This window comes from Pseudoalteromonas sp. 2CM39R, assembly GCF_023161845.1.
Map to the genome: position 1 here is coordinate 124,553 of NZ_JALNTM010000002.1, position 15,247 is coordinate 139,799.

The window sequence follows — 15,247 nt, forward strand, 5'->3', positions numbered from 1 at the left end:
CCGTTAAGAGTGGTAGTGCTCTTTCCTTTGGTTATACCTAAATCATGGTACAACCGAGTGGATTCGAACCACCGACCCCTACCATGTCAAGGTAGTGCTCTAACCAACTGAGCTACGGTTGTATTTTGATTTTAAGTGGTTGTTAGCGTGGCTAAACAACGGAGGCTAATATATAGCGACTGGTTGTGTGAATCAAGCAGCTTTAGCTATTTTTATGCTAAGTGCTGGTTTTTTATTCATAACGGACTAATTTCGCACCTTCTATAAAAACCTTGCCACCAAGTGACATGGCTTTTAGCTGAGCGCTTTAGATTTTGTAAAATTGCATCATTACTTTCGCTATCTACAAATTTGCTCATTTCTGTGTCACGCCATATTTGCTGGTAAAGAGGTTGTAGGGTTTCTAATCGACCCACTAAGAATGATTGATAGGGCTGTAATTGCTCTAAATAAAACTTTTTAAACACATTACTTAGCGTTTGCGCCTTTTGTTTATTCTTGTTCGCAGGGCAGAGCTCATCTTTTGAGTACTGCTTGAGCAGCGCTGTTATTTGTTGATTGTAATGTGTTTGCACCCTTGCCGCCGAAATAAGAAGCTTGTTGTATTTAAAACGGTTTAATACTTCGAGTTGGTTGATGATTTGCTCAGGCTTTATAGCGTTTATTTTGCCGTTATTAATATGGTTGTTTAATTTAGCAATTTGCTCCATCGCGCTCACGGTTTCGCTAAAACCTGCGTTGTTTTCATCAATGTGAGTCGAACTTAGCTGCCAGCTTTGCTTAAACTCGCTTTCGTTGAGCAGCATAGCTTTAAAGTAGTTAGGAAGGTTTGCTTGCTTTTGTACTGCAGTGAGTTTTATTTTTTCAAATAACTCATCTTGTTCTTCAAAGCTTTCTAAGCATTCATTTGCGCTTTGAATAAACTTAATTTGATAACTAAGAATGTTAGCAGGCGTTGCTGTTTTGCCAAGCTGATTATTGTGTTCAGCAATAAGGGTTGCAAGTTTACACTGACGTAATTGGGCAAGCTCGAGCATGCCAATGGTTGCTTTATCTTCATTATATTCAGCAAAGTGGTTAACAGTGAGCGTACTTGGTTTAGATAGCTTAAAACTTTCGGTTTTAAGTACGTTTTCTAATCTTTGCGCGTAGGTGTGATTGACATCACCGGAAGAGGGCGTGCAGGCAATCAGTGCCACACACGCTGTTGCGATGATAGAGTTTAAAAGGCTATTGGTTTTGCAAAAAAGGTGCATGTTTAAATCGCCTATGAACAGTGAACATCAACATAATTGCTGCGGCACTTAAACCTACAATAATGCCTATCCAAAAGCCATGAGGGCCTAGTGCTGGAACAATTAAATCTGTACGAGCTAGTACGAAGCCAAGCGCAAAGCCGATCAACCAATACGATACAAAGGTGATATAACCAATAGGTGCTGTGTATTTCAATCCCCGTAAAATACCATTGGCAGAAACTTGCAGGGCATCTGGTAACTGGTAGATACAAGCAAGTACCATGATTGAAGAGGCAAGGGCTAATACTTCAGGGTTGTCAGAATACAATTGGCTTATAATATCTCGAGCAAAAAAGGTCACACTTGCCAGTAAAAAAGCAATAATTGCCGCGAGAATATAACTTGTTTTAACGGCATTTTTTAACTGCTGATAATGTTGTTGGCCAAACAAATTGCCTATTCGAATGCTAATGGCAATTGAGAGGCTCAACGGCATCATAAACAATAATGTCGTTACACTAGCCGCAATTTGGTGACCGGCAACAGCAACCGCACCTAAGTGCGCTATAAATAAAGGAATACAAGCGAATAGTGTAACTTCAAAAAAAGTAGCTAATGAAATTGGAATACCCACTTTGGTGATAGTCCATAAAGTAACGGGCTTTGGCGCTTCGAAATTTGCTAGCAATGCTTTGGCATCAATCTTTTTATTAAAGTGGCAATAAATAACCTGAGTTAACGCCATTGCTGTAAATACCAGCGCCGTGGCAATACCACAGCCTGCGCCACCATAGGCTTGAAAACCTAATTTACCATGTATAAATACGTAGTTGGCTGGAATATTAACCGCTAAGCCAATTAAACTAATGTAAAAAGCAGGTTTGGTCATTCCCATACCTTCAGTGATATTACGGTACACACTGAAAAGTAAAAAACCGAAAATACCCCATTTAACAAAATGAATGTATTGCTCGGCTAATTGGGTAATAGACTGTGAAGTATCTAATTGACTTAGCACTGTATCAGCAAGGCTTGCTAGCCCTAAACCGATTATGGCAAGTACTAACGCCAGATACAGACCTTGTTGAAAGTAGTGGCTAATACCTTGTTTATCGTTTGACCCTGCAAACTGCGCAATGATACCGGTTAACGCCAATAATATGCCTTGCAACGCAAGCATTAACGGATTCCAAATACCTGTTGCAATAGAAAGTGCCGCCAAGTCTGTTGCACTTACTTGGCCTGCCATCACGGTATCTACAACCGTCATTAAAATAAGGGTTACCTGTGCCAAAAAAACAGGAATGGCTAACGAAATTAACCTTTTGGCTTCCCAACTACAAAAAGACATAAATTACACGACTAAATAAACAGACAGCCATTGTAATCTATTCATAGATCAATAAAAATCGCAGTTATCTATTTAATGAAGAAAAGAGAAAGCGATGTTCACTGGAATTGTGCAAACGCAAGCCGTTGTGGTTGATGCTACTAACCAAGGCGGTGTACTAAGGCTAGCTTTAAAAGTAGATCAGCAATATGCTGAAAACCTGAATATTGGCGCGAGCATAGCCATTAATGGTTGTTGTTTAACCGTGGTGAAGTTTGCATCAGACACTAAAGGCTGCTGTGTGATAAATTTTGATGTAATTGATGAAACATTGAAGTTAACCAACCTAGGTATGCTGGCTGTCAATGATACGGTGAATTTTGAACGTTCAGTGACTTTTGGTACTGAACTGGGCGGGCATATCGTGTCGGGTCACATTCATTGTATGGCCGAGATACTTTCAATTAACCACTATCAAGATAACTGTAAAATGCAATTAGCATTAGCAAAAGAGTGGCAAAAATACGTGCTTTATAAGGGATTTGTGAGCGTTAACGGGGCAAGCCTCACTGTAGGTGAAGTTGATGAGCAGGGCTTTTGGCTACACCTGATCCCAGAAACACTCTCTATTACCAATCTCGATAACTACCGCGAAGGTGATAAGTTAAATATCGAAGTCGATCAGCAAACTTATACCATTATCAACACGGTCGAAAATTATCTTTTGCAACAAGCAAAATAAATACATCAAACGAGCTAAATAAATATAGCAAACGAGCAAATTAAAAAATTTGCTCGTCGTCACTATCGACATGTAATTCGAGTTTGTTGTGTGCGTAATCTATATGCATATTTAAATGAATAGGATTGCAACATGCTGCGCAATCTTCATAGTAATCTTGGTCACCGTCGCTTGCATCAAGTGCAACATGAATGTGGTGGCCACAGTGAGGGCATGAAATCCGTTGTGTGTATTGGTCTTTCATCAGCTTTTACCTTAATCAGGCATGCCTGAGTTCGTTAAATTGCAATCTTCATTAAACCCTAACTCAACAAAAATGAATCTAGATTTAATTAGATTGATATAACTCACTAACCGAATTGATAATTGATATAAGCGTAGTGCTACCAATTCGGTTAGCATCTTTATTAATACGCTTTATAGGCTAAATATAGCTGTGTTTAGCGGTTTATGACATTCCTTTTACAGTGATTTCGTGCTTATTTCAGTAGCTGATCAATTTGTTGTTTTGCTTCAGTAAGATAGTGCCCAGCAAATATATTGGCATTATTGAGCATAGGGTATAGTTGATAGATAGCTCTACGTTGCTCGTAACCTATTTGCAGTGGATAGATTTCGTTATAGGCATCATAAAAGCTATCAGGGAGTGGCGCATATAGCTCACTCATGGCAATATCGCATTCCCGATCACCATAATAACAAGCAGGGTCAAATACACTGGGTACATTATTATAAAAGCCCATATTTCGACGCCAAAAATCACCGTGCAATAACGAAGGCTCTACAACATGACTATGCAGTGCGTCTTTAACAAAAGCGATGAAGGTGTCTTGGTTGACAAGTTCAATACCTTTTTCATGTAATAACTGCAATTGCCAACCAATGCGTTCTTCAGCAAAAAATACATCCCATTTTTTGTGCCAACGATTTGGTTGTAGAGTAGGGCCAAGGAAGTTGTCGTTATCTAAGCCGAACATAGCTTGAGTATGCTTTTGGTGTAAATGGGCAAGGTGTTCCCCCATTTCCTGCCAATTGGTATGGGGCTGTTTATCAAGCTCTAACCATTCAAGCACGATAAATGAAAACTCAATATTGCAACCTGTGGTGATGCAATCTGGGATCATAAATAAGCTTTCTTGGGTTAATAGCTCAAGATTAAAGGCTTCGCACTCTAGGCGCTCTAGATCACTCAAGTGAGCGACTTTCACAAAGAAGTGGTGTAGGTCATCACCAATTTGGAAGTATTTGTCGTTATTGGGTGATTGTAATTGGCGCTTAAAGGTATGCTTAAAATCAAAGTGCATCGCTTGGCTAATCTGTTCATTCACCGAATTCCACATAATTTTGTTCACCTTTTAACCATATAATTAAACTATGGCAAAAAGACGATGAATTAACAAACCCATAGCGTTAATATTGTTAAAGTTTATCGAAGTATTTATGAGGGGTCAGATGAATAAAAGTCTCATTACTAATTTAGTGGCGCTTGCCTTAGTATTAGTCGGATTTTTATTTGAACAAGCAATTGTGCTTTCTGTTGGTTTATTTGCGTTGTCGGGCGCAGTAACTAACTGGCTTGCTATTCACATGCTATTCGAAAAAGTACCATTTTTATACGGCTCTGGGGTTATCACTTTAAAGTTTGCCTCTTTTAAGGTGGCTATTCGTAACTTGGTAATGACCGAGTTCTTCGCCGAAGAGAAAATCGATCAGGTAATGGCGTTAGCTAAGCCAAATATTGATTTAGAGCCAGTGATCAGTGAAGTTAATTTAAGTCCGGCTTATGACTCATTAATTGAGGTTATCGAAAACTCACAATTTGGTGGCATGCTATCAATGTTTGGTGGCCGTGATGCGCTTGAGCCGATGCGTGAACCTTTCATTGAAAAAATGAAAGCAGCGGTGATTGATATTTCAAAGAGCGACGAATTTAAAACAATTCTAGATGAAAAGCTATTTGCCAACTCTCATCTTGGTGGCTCATTGCACAGTACTGTTGAGCGTTTAGTAGATGAGCGTTTGAATGAGCTTACGCCAACCATGGTTAAAGATATTATTCAAACCATGATCAAAGAACATTTAGGCTGGTTAGTGATTTGGGGCGGGGTATTTGGCGGCCTATTTGGACTGATAGCTGCGCTAGTTTAACGAAGAAGGAATTTGTAGCAGGCCTTTAAAGACCTGCTACAGTGAATTCATCATTATTTAGAACCAGCAATAACAATCACTGTGTCATCAGATACTTTAGCAATATCTTGAATACTTGTTTTTGTTGCTGTTTCAAAATTTAAGTATTTCGCAGAGTTATGAAAACCATAAGTGCTTGCAAACTTATCAGTCGTCATATCATTGCAAAGTAGTTTTTCTGTCATTACTCGTTTGCTTAAGCGTAGATCGCGCATTGTGCTTGATACGTTTAATGGTTTGTTAGAAGCAATGGCCATGCAAGCTTGCGTGCCTACAGAGTCATCCGCTGCGACAAATTGTGCTGCACTTGCATCAGTTGCTGCTAATGAAGAACCTAAAATTAATGCTGTACCTAGTGCTGTAGTTAACGTATTCATCTTTCTCTCCAGTTGTTGTCCGTATTACGTTTAGTATGTGCGACCTCGCTTTTATGGATACTTCACACTTCCTGTTTGCTGGGCACATTTAAAGTATTACGCTAAACAAGAACAATTGCTGTTAATGAAAATCGACAAGATGTAAGTAAGTATGTAGATGTGAACAAGTAAAACTAACCGCTTGATAAGTGCTATTTTAAAGTGTGAATTTTGACACAAATAGGCTGAAATTTTTTTCATTTATTTTTTTAAAACGTGTTTTGGCTCGTATTAAAGGCTTAATTTTTACGTAGCTGTTACATTTAAGTATTAACTCTAGCTTTTCTTAAAAGGCTAATCAGAGTATAAGGAGCATGAGTGACCACAAAATTAGCAGGCTATTATCAACAAGCCTATGCATCTGAATCAAAACACTTTAATCAATGTTTTTATTGTGGTTGTGAAGCAACTGAGCGAGATTTTTGTCCGCCACTACATATGCTACAAAGCATTATAGATTTAGGTGAAGAGGCTGAATTTATATCAATTCCAGCATGTTATGAGTGCTTTGCATTACTGCATAACGAACGAGTGCTGACTATTGATGGGCGAGTTACAAAGCTTAAAAAGAAACTTTCAACAAAATATGCAAAAGCGCTGAGAATTTATCACATGTGGCATGAGAGTGAACTTCACGATATGAGTGATGAGTTTGTGCACAGTATTAAAGCAGGCATGAAGTTAGGTGCAGAGGCAGCAGAGCGAGTAGCATTTCAAGGTTATAGCTATGCAACTGAAGATGCCAGTGTCACTATTCGTGAGAAGCGTGCCGAATTTGATGTGCAAGGCAAAGTCTTTTATGACTTTAAAGACGCGCTTAATTACTGCATTAATGATTTACAAGTCGACAGAACAGAATTCTATAAGCTGGTGGTAGAAGATTATAACGGCGATTTTAACCGTGCATTGAGTCAATACCGCCATCGACACGAAAAAGTAACCGCAGCTAACGATGCTGATTCACTGATTAAAAGTTTTGCCAAGCAGCATAAGCAAAACTCTGATTTTGTAACTCGAACTGTGAAACATTTTATCAACAAAGATCCGAGCTTGACGACCGAAGGTGCGTTAGAGCAGCTATATAACAACTACATAAAGAAATAGTGCTCTGTGAGGCTGGTTGTTCGTCTTGAAAATTGGTGACTGGCCTCGTTTACTCGCATTAGAATTAACAATTAGTTAAAGTAATTAAATAATAAAAAAGAGGAACGTAAGAATGCAAAAATTTGCACCATCCTTGTTGGTTATGGCGCTTGGAGTCGCGTTAGCGGGTTGCCAAGACAATGGCCCACAAGATCCAAAAGTCTCAATTAACAAAAACCCATACCCTAGCACTTATCAGCCACTTGCTTCACAAAGTACGTTAATCACTAATGCCACTGTTTTAACCGGCACAGGTGAACGTTTAGATGACGCTGATGTATTCTTTGTTGATGGCAAAGTACAACAAGTAGGTAAAGACCTTTCTGTTCAAGCTGAAAAAACAATTGATGCACAAGGTAAATGGGTAACACCGGGTATTATTGACGTGCATTCACATTTAGGTGCATACCCAACTCCATCAGTGGCATCTCACCAAGATGGTAACGAAATGACCAGCCCAGTGACTGCAGAAGTATGGGTTGAACATTCAGTATGGCCACAAGATCCTGGCTTTAACCGTGCTCGTGAAGGCGGTATTACGTCATTACAAATTCTACCAGGTTCAGCAAACTTAATTGGTGGCCGCGGTGTAACACTTAAAAACATCCCTTCGCACACGATGCAAGGTATGAAATTCCCTGAAGCACCGTATGGTTTAAAAATGGCATGTGGTGAAAACCCGAAACGTGTTTATGGCCGCAAAGGTGTTTTACCATCAACGCGTATGGGTAACATGGCGGGCTATCGTACAGCGTGGATTGAAGCGACTGAGTACAAACGCGAGTGGGATAAGTACGAAAGTGATTATGCCGCGGGTAAAAACCCTGCAGCACCTCACCGCGACATTAAGCTAGATACGCTAGCTGGTGTGTTAGAAGGTGACATTTTAATCCATAACCACTGTTATAAAGCAGAAGAAATGGCCATGATGATCGATCTTGGTAAAGAGTTTGGTTATCACTCAGGTACTTTCCATCACGGTGTTGAAGCATACAAAATTGCTGACTTACTTGCCCAGAACGGTAACTGTGCTGCACTTTGGCCAGATTGGTGGGGCTTTAAAATGGAAGCCTACGACATGGTTCAAGAGAACGTAGCAATTGTAGATGCTGTTAAAAATTCATGTGCCGTTGTTCACTCTGATTCTGATACAACTATCCAACGCTTAAACCAAGAAGCTGGTAAAGTGATGTATCGCGCGAATGATGTGGGTTACGACATCTCTGAGCAACACGCAATCAAGTGGATCACTTCAAACGCGGCTAAATCGCTAGGTATTGATGATAAAACAGGTTCACTTGAAGCAGGTAAGCAAGCTGATGTGGTTATTTGGAACCAAAACCCATTCAGTGTTTATGCGAAAGCTGAACAAGTATTTATCGATGGTGCCAAAGTTTATGATCGTAACGATGATAAATACCAAGCACAAAGTGATTTCATGCTAGGTCAAAAATAGGAGTAACATTGATGACAAAATTAACTAAATCATTAAAGCTGTCACTTGTTGCTGCTGGCTTATTTTCTGCGACAGCAAGTGCTGCATCGGTAGCGATTGTAAATGCAACACTACACACTTCAACAGAGCAAGGCGTACTTGAAGGCGCAAGCGTTGTTATTGAAGATGGCAAAATTGTTGCTATTAACCCAGCGTCTATCAACGCGGATACAACCATTGATGCAAAAGGCCAAATCGTGACTGCTGGCTTTATTGGTACTATGAACCAATTAGGCTTAGTCGAAGTGGGTGCTGTTGCAGGGTCGCGCGATGGTGGTGACGACAAAGCGGGCATTGATTTTGACCCAAGCCTTGCATTCAACCCACGCAGTAGCTTAATTCCTTATGCACGCAAAGGCGGCATTACTCAAGACGTGATTGCACCAAACGGCGGTGACAGTATCTTTGCGGGTCTTGCATCTGTTGTTGATCTATCAGGCAGCTTTGAAAGCGTAAATAAAAAGCAAGTTGCGCTTGTTGTTCACTTAGGTGAAAAGAGTAAAGGCTCACGTGCTATGTCGATGAAAACACTTATCGACAAGCTTGAAGGTGAAAAGTCAGCTAAAAAAGATGACAAAAAAGAGCCATCAACAGAGCAAAAAGTTTTAGCAGCTGTGCTTGCTGGTGATATGCCGCTGATTGCGAGTGTTCAACGCGCCTCAGACATCTATGAACTTGTTAAGTTAAAAGAAGCCTATGGCATCAATTTAGTGATTCATGGCGGTGATGATGCTGTTGTGGTTGCGGATGCTCTAGCTAAAGCGGATGTACCTGTGATCATCAGTTCTATGGCTAACTTACCGGGTAGCTTTGACTCATTACATGCAAACCTTGCTAACGCAGGTAAGCTTGAAAAAGCGGGTGTAAAAGTCATTATTGGTGTTGCTGGTGACTCAAGCCACAATGTATACCAATTACGTTTTGATGCAGGTAATGCTGTGTCATACGGTATGAGCCAACAAGGTGCACTTAGTGCAGTAACCAGCAATATTGCTGATGTTTTTGGTTTAAACTCAGGCGCAATTGCCAAAGGTAAACGTGCAAACCTAGTTATGTGGTCTGCAGATCCATTTGAGCTTAACTCACACGTAAGCAAAATGTGGATCAACGGTGAAGAGGTTTCAACCGAAGCGCGTCAAGACAAACTACGCGATCGTTATACAACTGATTCAGCAATGCCACGCGCTTATACTAAATAAGCGTTTAAGCATACGGAAAGGCCGCAAATTTGCGGCCTTTTTTAATACATATTTTCAAAGTAAAAGCTAAAAAATTAGATTGCTTAGTTTATAAAGGCTAAGGCCAAATATAAGCAGTATTACTGGCACAATTACAAGGTTAAGTAAAAGCGAATTTGTGTAGCCTTTCATCACCGATTTTTGATTTACCAACCAAACAAGGTAACAGGTTACAATTGGAAGTAATAAACCATTGGCAGCTTGCGCAAAGATGATTACCGCAACTGGGTCAAGCCCAAGTGATGCGACCATTGCACCAAAAACAAGGATAGTGATAGCAACCAGTTTAAAACGTGTATCACTCATTTGTGTTGACCAACCAAGCATGCCGCAAACAGCGTAAGCACCCGCAAGCGGTGCGGTAATTGCACTAGTGAGCCCGGCAGCACATAAACCGATAGCAAAGAAATAATGAGCCATACCACCTAGAAGTGGCTCAAGCTGCACAGCCATATTGGCCGCTGATATTTTACCTGCATCGGTACCGTAAAATGCCACAGAGGCTGTTGATAAGATAGCTAACGTGATTATGCCACCTAAAGTTATCGAAATACCGGTATCAAGGTTTGTTTCTTTGATTACTTTGTCGATATTTTTTGAACTATCGTGTTTTTCTGCAAGTACCCCAGAGTGTAAAAACAGGTTGTAGGGCACAATTGTTGTGCCTATCAAGGCAAGTACCGTGGTAATTGAATTATCAGGTAAGCTAGGTATAAATCCTTTTAGCACTTCACCAATTGGCGGAGCCGCCATCACCAGCGTTGAAATAAACACTAAACTCATCAACACCACTAAAACAATTAACGCACCCTCAATGACTTTATGTTTGCCAGTGTACAAAAGAACTGCACTTAAAATCGCAATAAGGGGAGTCCAGAGTAATGGGCTTACAGAAGGTAGTATTTCTTGCAGTCCTAAACTTGCACCAGTCAGATTGCCAGCTTCATAAGCTGCACTGCCAATGCCAATCGCACTTATTACTAATATTACAGCCAGGGCTTTAAAAATCGGTGTTTGAATGGTGGTTCTAAGTGCAGAGGCTAAATCTAGCCCTGTAGCCACACCAAGACGAGCTGCCATAGATTGCAGCAAAATAGTCGCTATGACTGAGAACAATAACGTCCAAATAAGTGCAAAGCCAAAATTAGCACCAGCAACACTTGCCGTGGTGATGGTACCTGGGCCAATAAAAGCAGCGGTGACCAGAAGTCCGGGACCTAAACGCATAAAAAACCTTTATTATTAGAGTTTTAGTATTTTTGTGGGGAAATATTGTTCATACCACAAAATGATCAATAGGTAAGGGTAAAGGCTCTTAAGGCTGCGGTAAAGTAGAAATAGCAACAAGGTTAACCTGAATCGAAATTTAAGAAAGTTTAATAATGCTAATTGCAAGTAAGTCTTATTTAAGTTATTTTGTTGTATATGCAACTATATGTGGTGAACGCTTTTGGAAAACAATAAACACCAAGTAGAAGTGCCTTTAACGGTCTCTATGGGACATTTAACAGGTTTAGCGAGTCGTTTATTTAATCGGCTTTTAACTTCTCGGTTTAAGCAGGCAGGTATAAATATCACTGCGGAACAATGGGGAGTGATCTTAACTTTAAAGCAATATGGCTCCATATCACAGAGCCAAATCTGTGACATTTTGTATCTTGAAAAATCAAGCGTAAGCCGCTCAGTAGAAGTATTAGAGAAAAATGGCTGGGTTATGCGATTTAAGTCGGAAACAGATAGTCGTACTAAATTGGTTAACCTGACAGAGCAGTCACTCGATGTTGTAAGCGAATGCACAAAAATTGCTCAGGGTGTATTAGATGATTCTCAAAATCATATTGATCTTAAAGGTTTAAATGAATCGCAAGAGCTATTAGTTAAGGTTGTCTCAAATCTTCGTTCTTTGCTCAAATCTTAAATTATATTTTTTATTAATAAGGAGTTAGTATGTCTAAAAGAAATGCATTAATTACAGGTGGTGCGCGTGGTATTGGTGCAGCTTGCGCAAAGGCATTGGCTGCTGAGGGTTACCGAGTATTTATTAATTATGTAAATAGTTCAGAAGTTGCAAACAAGCTTGCTGATGAAATTGCAGCAAATGGTGGTGAGGCTTTTGCTGTTAAAGCAGACGTCCGAGATCAGCTTCAAGTTGAAGAAATGATCAACAATATTAGTCAGTATGGCGGAGTTGATGCACTTATCTCAAATGCGAATATGAGTTTTACTTCGAAGCCATTTCTTGATCAAACTTGGCAAGAATTTTCTCAAAAATTAAATGATGAAATGTTTGCGGCTTACAACACAGCTCAACTTGCATCTAAAGTAATGAAAGAAAAGCAGTTTGGTCGATTAATATTTATTTCAAGTACTTTATCAGAAATGCCTGCACCCGCTTTTATTGCCCATGGTACTGCAAAAGGCGCGCTTGATAGTTTCAATAAATATTTGGCTCAAGAGCTTGGCCCTTATGGGATCACTTCAAATATTGTCGCGCCTGGTCTTGTAGAAACAGATGCAACAAAAGAAGCGCCAGAAGAGTTTAAAGAAATGATTAGGCAACACACTCCAACTCAAAAAATTGCTCAACCTGAAGATGTTGCGAATACAGTGCGCTATTTAGCAAGCGAGAAAAGTGGCCATATCACGGGCACTTACAACCCTGTTTGTGGTGGTGCTTATATTCAATAATTTGAATAAACGTACAGCAAAACTAACGGTGCTTTTTAAAGCACCGTTTTAGTTTAGCGACCTGTTAAAATAAATTTAGTTTTCTTAAGTTTCAAATAATACTCACATCTATTTTTACATCTTAAATTGCTCAGCAACGCTGTAAAATTTATACACTTTGCGAACAATTGGTACTGCAAAAGCTAAATCATATAAATAACCAATTATAAATCAGTGCTTTAAATTGGTTGGTTTTTTGCAAGGAATAGGCATTCATGTTGTTATAGAAAAGGAAATGAAGATGCCTGAACTTACTTTTTCAGCTTATGCGGCTGTGTATGTTTTTCTAGTTATGCTTACTATTCAGTGGATAGTTGCAGCTGTCACAAAAGCCAAACAACCCAATGCGGTGCCTGGTAAACTCGATAATTCATTAAGTCATGACAGCTTTGTGTTTCGTTCACATCGCACATTTATGAATACCTTAGAAAATAGCCCGTTATTTTTAGGTACCGTATTTCTGGGATTCTTTTTAAACTTGAACAGCAGCGCATTTGCACTGTGTATATGGGTGTATGTGATTGCAAGGATCATTCATATGCTGCTGTATTATGGTGTGGCTACTGAGAAGAATCCAAGCCCACGCAGCTATTTCTTTTTAATCGCTGCTTTGGCAAATATTGTGATGCTAGTTCTGATTGGTTTACGTTTGATTTAAACAGCATTGCTAACATATAAAAAAGGCATTGATAGAATACTCATACAATGCCTTTTTAATAGTGAAAACCTAGCTACTCAACGCCGATAAAGCCACCGGTTTGATGTGACCACAGGGCAGCATAGATGCCACCTTGTGCGATTAATTGCTCATGAGAGCCTTGTTCAACCACGCCACCTTCATCAAGCACAATGAGCCTATCCATTTGTGCAATAGTTGATAAACGGTGTGCAATGGCAATTACTGTTTTGCCAGTCATCAAATCGTCTAGGCTAGTTTGAATCGCGGCTTCAACTTCAGAATCAAGCGCACTGGTTGCTTCATCCAATATAAGAATTGGCGCATCTTTTAGAAGGACTCGTGCAATAGCAATACGTTGACGTTGACCACCAGAAAGCTTCACACCGCGTTCACCAACTTGTGCGGCAAAGCCTTTATTGCCTTTGCTGTCTTCTAGGTCTTCGATGAACTCAATTGCTTCTGCTTGCTTTGCGGCCGCAAGCATTTCATCTTCAGTTGCATCGGGTCTACCATAAAGAATGTTATCTTTTACTGAGCGGTGTAACAGTGAGGTATCTTGCGTCACCATCGCAATGTGCTTACGTAAGCTTTCTTGGCTTACCTCAGCGATGTTTTGACCATCAATACGAATTGTGCCCGAGTCAACATCATAAAAACGCAGTAATAAATTCACTAAGGTAGATTTACCTGCGCCAGAGCGACCCACTAAACCTATTTTTTCACCCGGTTTGATGTCTAGATTTAAACCATTGATAACAGGGCCGCGATGGGTTTCGTTGGCAGCTTTACCATAGTTAAATTGCACATTATCAAAGCTTATCGACCCATTATTAACTGCAAGGGTACTCGCGTTTTCTTTATCATCCACTTCAATCGGCGTTGATAGCGTTTTCATACCATCAGCAACAGTACCAATGTTTTCAAATAGACTACTTATCTCCCACATGATCCACTGTGCCATACCGTTTAATCTCAGTGATAAACTCACCGCTATGGCGATAGCACCAACACTGATGGCGCTAATTGACCATAGATATAAAGAGAGGGCAGCAATACTAAATACCAATAAGTAATTTAGCGTGTTGATAGAGAAGTTTAGGCTAGTAACTAAGCGCATTTGCTTATATACCGGTTGTAAAAACACATCCATGCTATCTTTTGCATATTGTTCTTCTCGCTGTGTGTACGAGAACAATTTGATAGTTGAAATGTTAGTGTAGCTATCAACTACACGACCGGTCATTTCTGAGCGTGCATCAGCTTGCGAGCTGGCTACTTTCTTTAGCTTAGGTACAAAATACATTTGAATAGCGGCATAAAGAACTAACCAAACTAATAATGGCAACATTAAACGCCAGTCAGATTCTGCGACCAAAAACACCATGGCGCCAAAGTAGACCACGATATACATTAGAACATCGAGCAGTTTCATCACTGATTCACGAACAGCTAATGAGGTTTGCATGACTTTTGTCGCAATACGGCCGGCAAATTCGTTTTGATAAAAACTAACACTCTGACGAAGCAAATAACGGTGTGCTAACCAACGGATAGACATAGGATAGTTGCCAAGCAGCGCTTGATGTAACACCGCTGAGTGAAAGAACACGACAATAGGTAACACCACCAGCAACATAACCGCCATTTTTGTAAGCTCAGCCTGCTGCTCTACAAACAAGGTATCTGGGGTATATTCGCCAAGCCAATCGACAAGTTGCCCCATGTAACTAAATAGCGATACTTCTAAAATAGCGAGCGCTGCGGCACTCAAAGACATAAATAGCAGTGACAGTTCCATGCCACGGGTATAATGACGGCAAAAAGCAAATAAGCTATTAGGTGGCTGAGAGGGTTGCTCTTTAGGAAACGGATTAGTCATCCGCTCAAATAAACGATACATAGACGACGCTTTTTAAAAATCAAAGTAGCCTTACTATACCATTTGAGTGGTTTTTTATCAGTTCATTTAATTTAAAAACTAAGATTAAAATCTATCAACTATTCAGTTATTTACATCTAGTGTGAGAAATGAAAATATAAAAAGAAAAAGGA

15 protein-coding genes and 1 tRNA gene are annotated in these 15,247 nt (G+C 39.9%); 8 read left to right on the forward strand and 8 right to left on the reverse strand.

The features are described from left to right. Nucleotides 1-45 precede the first annotated feature (45 nt). The 3 genes from MTF66_RS04610 to MTF66_RS04620 all read right to left on the reverse strand — a co-directional run bounded on the left by MTF66_RS04610 (nt 46) and on the right by MTF66_RS04620 (nt 2,589). Nucleotides 46-122, reverse strand: a tRNA-Val gene (locus tag MTF66_RS04610). A 114-nt stretch (nt 123-236) separates the two neighbouring features. After that, on the reverse strand, nt 237-1,256 hold the full coding sequence (locus tag MTF66_RS04615; RefSeq protein ID WP_248526559.1) for a DUF3080 family protein: 1,020 nt from the start codon (nt 1,254-1,256) through the stop codon (nt 237-239). After that, complete coding sequence (locus MTF66_RS04620; RefSeq protein WP_248526560.1) at nt 1,231-2,589, reverse strand: MATE family efflux transporter; 1,359 nt, start codon at nt 2,587-2,589, stop codon at nt 1,231-1,233. Before MTF66_RS04620 ends, MTF66_RS04615 begins: the two co-directional genes overlap by 26 nt. 94 nt (nt 2,590-2,683) lie before the next feature. On the opposite strand from MTF66_RS04620, the gene MTF66_RS04625 reads away from it, so the two are divergent. Beyond that, on the forward strand, nt 2,684-3,310 hold the full coding sequence (locus MTF66_RS04625) for a riboflavin synthase subunit alpha (protein WP_248526561.1): 627 nt from the start codon (nt 2,684-2,686) through the stop codon (nt 3,308-3,310). 40 nt (nt 3,311-3,350) lie between these two features. Here the strand turns inward: MTF66_RS04625 and MTF66_RS04630 are convergent, their stop codons facing one another. Then, nucleotides 3,351-3,554 carry a CPXCG motif-containing cysteine-rich protein gene (locus tag MTF66_RS04630; protein WP_054561385.1) on the reverse strand — a complete coding sequence of 68 codons (204 nt, stop codon included), beginning with the start codon at nt 3,552-3,554 and terminating at the stop codon, nt 3,351-3,353. 235 nt (nt 3,555-3,789) lie between these two features. Next, nucleotides 3,790-4,650 (reverse strand): fructosamine kinase family protein, encoded by an 861-nt coding sequence (locus tag MTF66_RS04635; RefSeq protein WP_248526562.1) that lies wholly within the window; start codon nt 4,648-4,650, stop codon nt 3,790-3,792. A gap of 112 nt (nt 4,651-4,762) precedes the next feature. On the opposite strand from MTF66_RS04635, the gene MTF66_RS04640 reads away from it, so the two are divergent. Further along, nucleotides 4,763-5,458 carry a hypothetical protein gene (locus MTF66_RS04640; RefSeq protein ID WP_054561387.1) on the forward strand — a complete coding sequence of 232 codons (696 nt, stop codon included), beginning with the start codon at nt 4,763-4,765 and terminating at the stop codon, nt 5,456-5,458. A gap of 53 nt (nt 5,459-5,511) precedes the next feature. Here MTF66_RS04640 and MTF66_RS04645 read toward each other — a convergent pair whose 3' ends face one another. Further along, nucleotides 5,512-5,874, reverse strand: coding sequence for a DUF3718 domain-containing protein (locus tag MTF66_RS04645; protein WP_082665604.1), 363 nt, complete (start codon nt 5,872-5,874; stop codon nt 5,512-5,514). A 357-nt stretch (nt 5,875-6,231) separates the two neighbouring features. Here MTF66_RS04645 and MTF66_RS04650 point away from each other — a divergent pair, with 357 nt between their 5' ends. From MTF66_RS04650 to MTF66_RS04660, 3 genes are all read left to right on the forward strand, one after another. Then, nucleotides 6,232-7,017, forward strand: a complete 786-nt coding sequence (locus MTF66_RS04650; protein WP_058584922.1) for a hypothetical protein — start codon at nt 6,232-6,234, stop codon at nt 7,015-7,017. A gap of 112 nt (nt 7,018-7,129) precedes the next feature. Beyond that, nucleotides 7,130-8,512, forward strand: a complete 1,383-nt coding sequence (locus tag MTF66_RS04655) for an amidohydrolase (protein WP_058584923.1) — start codon at nt 7,130-7,132, stop codon at nt 8,510-8,512. Between the two features lie 11 nt (nt 8,513-8,523). Next, nucleotides 8,524-9,750 carry an amidohydrolase family protein gene (locus MTF66_RS04660; RefSeq protein ID WP_248526563.1) on the forward strand — a complete coding sequence of 409 codons (1,227 nt, stop codon included), beginning with the start codon at nt 8,524-8,526 and terminating at the stop codon, nt 9,748-9,750. A 66-nt stretch (nt 9,751-9,816) separates the two neighbouring features. Here the strand turns inward: MTF66_RS04660 and MTF66_RS04665 are convergent, their stop codons facing one another. Further along, nucleotides 9,817-11,016: an Nramp family divalent metal transporter gene (locus MTF66_RS04665; RefSeq protein WP_248526564.1), complete on the reverse strand. Its 1,200-nt coding sequence runs from the start codon at nt 11,014-11,016 to the stop codon at nt 9,817-9,819. 223 nt (nt 11,017-11,239) lie between these two features. Between MTF66_RS04665 and MTF66_RS04670 the strand changes: the two genes are divergently transcribed. The 3 genes from MTF66_RS04670 to MTF66_RS04680 all read left to right on the forward strand — a co-directional run bounded on the left by MTF66_RS04670 (nt 11,240) and on the right by MTF66_RS04680 (nt 13,174). Continuing rightward, nucleotides 11,240-11,707, forward strand: a complete 468-nt coding sequence (locus MTF66_RS04670; protein ID WP_248526565.1) for a MarR family winged helix-turn-helix transcriptional regulator — start codon at nt 11,240-11,242, stop codon at nt 11,705-11,707. 29 nt (nt 11,708-11,736) lie between these two features. Continuing rightward, nucleotides 11,737-12,477, forward strand: coding sequence for an SDR family oxidoreductase (locus tag MTF66_RS04675; protein WP_248526566.1), 741 nt, complete (start codon nt 11,737-11,739; stop codon nt 12,475-12,477). Between the two features lie 280 nt (nt 12,478-12,757). Continuing rightward, nucleotides 12,758-13,174 carry an MAPEG family protein gene (locus tag MTF66_RS04680; protein WP_248526567.1) on the forward strand — a complete coding sequence of 139 codons (417 nt, stop codon included), beginning with the start codon at nt 12,758-12,760 and terminating at the stop codon, nt 13,172-13,174. Between the two features lie 73 nt (nt 13,175-13,247). Here the strand turns inward: MTF66_RS04680 and MTF66_RS04685 are convergent, their stop codons facing one another. Beyond that, nucleotides 13,248-15,095, reverse strand: coding sequence for an ABC transporter ATP-binding protein (locus tag MTF66_RS04685; protein WP_248526568.1), 1,848 nt, complete (start codon nt 15,093-15,095; stop codon nt 13,248-13,250). Nucleotides 15,096-15,247: the final 152 nt, after the last annotated feature.

Coding starts and splice junctions, on each gene's coding strand:
- MTF66_RS04615 (WP_248526559.1), bottom strand. CDS start 1,256: ATGCACCTTTTTTGCAAAACCAATAGCCTTTTAAACTCTATCATCGCA.
- MTF66_RS04620 (WP_248526560.1), bottom strand. CDS start 2,589: ATGTCTTTTTGTAGTTGGGAAGCCAAAAGGTTAATTTCGTTAGCCATT.
- MTF66_RS04625 (WP_248526561.1), top strand. CDS start 2,684: ATGTTCACTGGAATTGTGCAAACGCAAGCCGTTGTGGTTGATGCTACT.
- MTF66_RS04630 (WP_054561385.1), bottom strand. CDS start 3,554: ATGAAAGACCAATACACACAACGGATTTCATGCCCTCACTGTGGCCAC.
- MTF66_RS04635 (WP_248526562.1), bottom strand. CDS start 4,650: ATGTGGAATTCGGTGAATGAACAGATTAGCCAAGCGATGCACTTTGAT.
- MTF66_RS04640 (WP_054561387.1), top strand. CDS start 4,763: ATGAATAAAAGTCTCATTACTAATTTAGTGGCGCTTGCCTTAGTATTA.
- MTF66_RS04645 (WP_082665604.1), bottom strand. CDS start 5,874: ATGAATACGTTAACTACAGCACTAGGTACAGCATTAATTTTAGGTTCT.
- MTF66_RS04655 (WP_058584923.1), top strand. CDS start 7,130: ATGCAAAAATTTGCACCATCCTTGTTGGTTATGGCGCTTGGAGTCGCG.
- MTF66_RS04660 (WP_248526563.1), top strand. CDS start 8,524: ATGACAAAATTAACTAAATCATTAAAGCTGTCACTTGTTGCTGCTGGC.
- MTF66_RS04665 (WP_248526564.1), bottom strand. CDS start 11,016: ATGCGTTTAGGTCCCGGACTTCTGGTCACCGCTGCTTTTATTGGCCCA.
- MTF66_RS04675 (WP_248526566.1), top strand. CDS start 11,737: ATGTCTAAAAGAAATGCATTAATTACAGGTGGTGCGCGTGGTATTGGT.
- MTF66_RS04680 (WP_248526567.1), top strand. CDS start 12,758: ATGCCTGAACTTACTTTTTCAGCTTATGCGGCTGTGTATGTTTTTCTA.
- MTF66_RS04685 (WP_248526568.1), bottom strand. CDS start 15,095: ATGTATCGTTTATTTGAGCGGATGACTAATCCGTTTCCTAAAGAGCAA.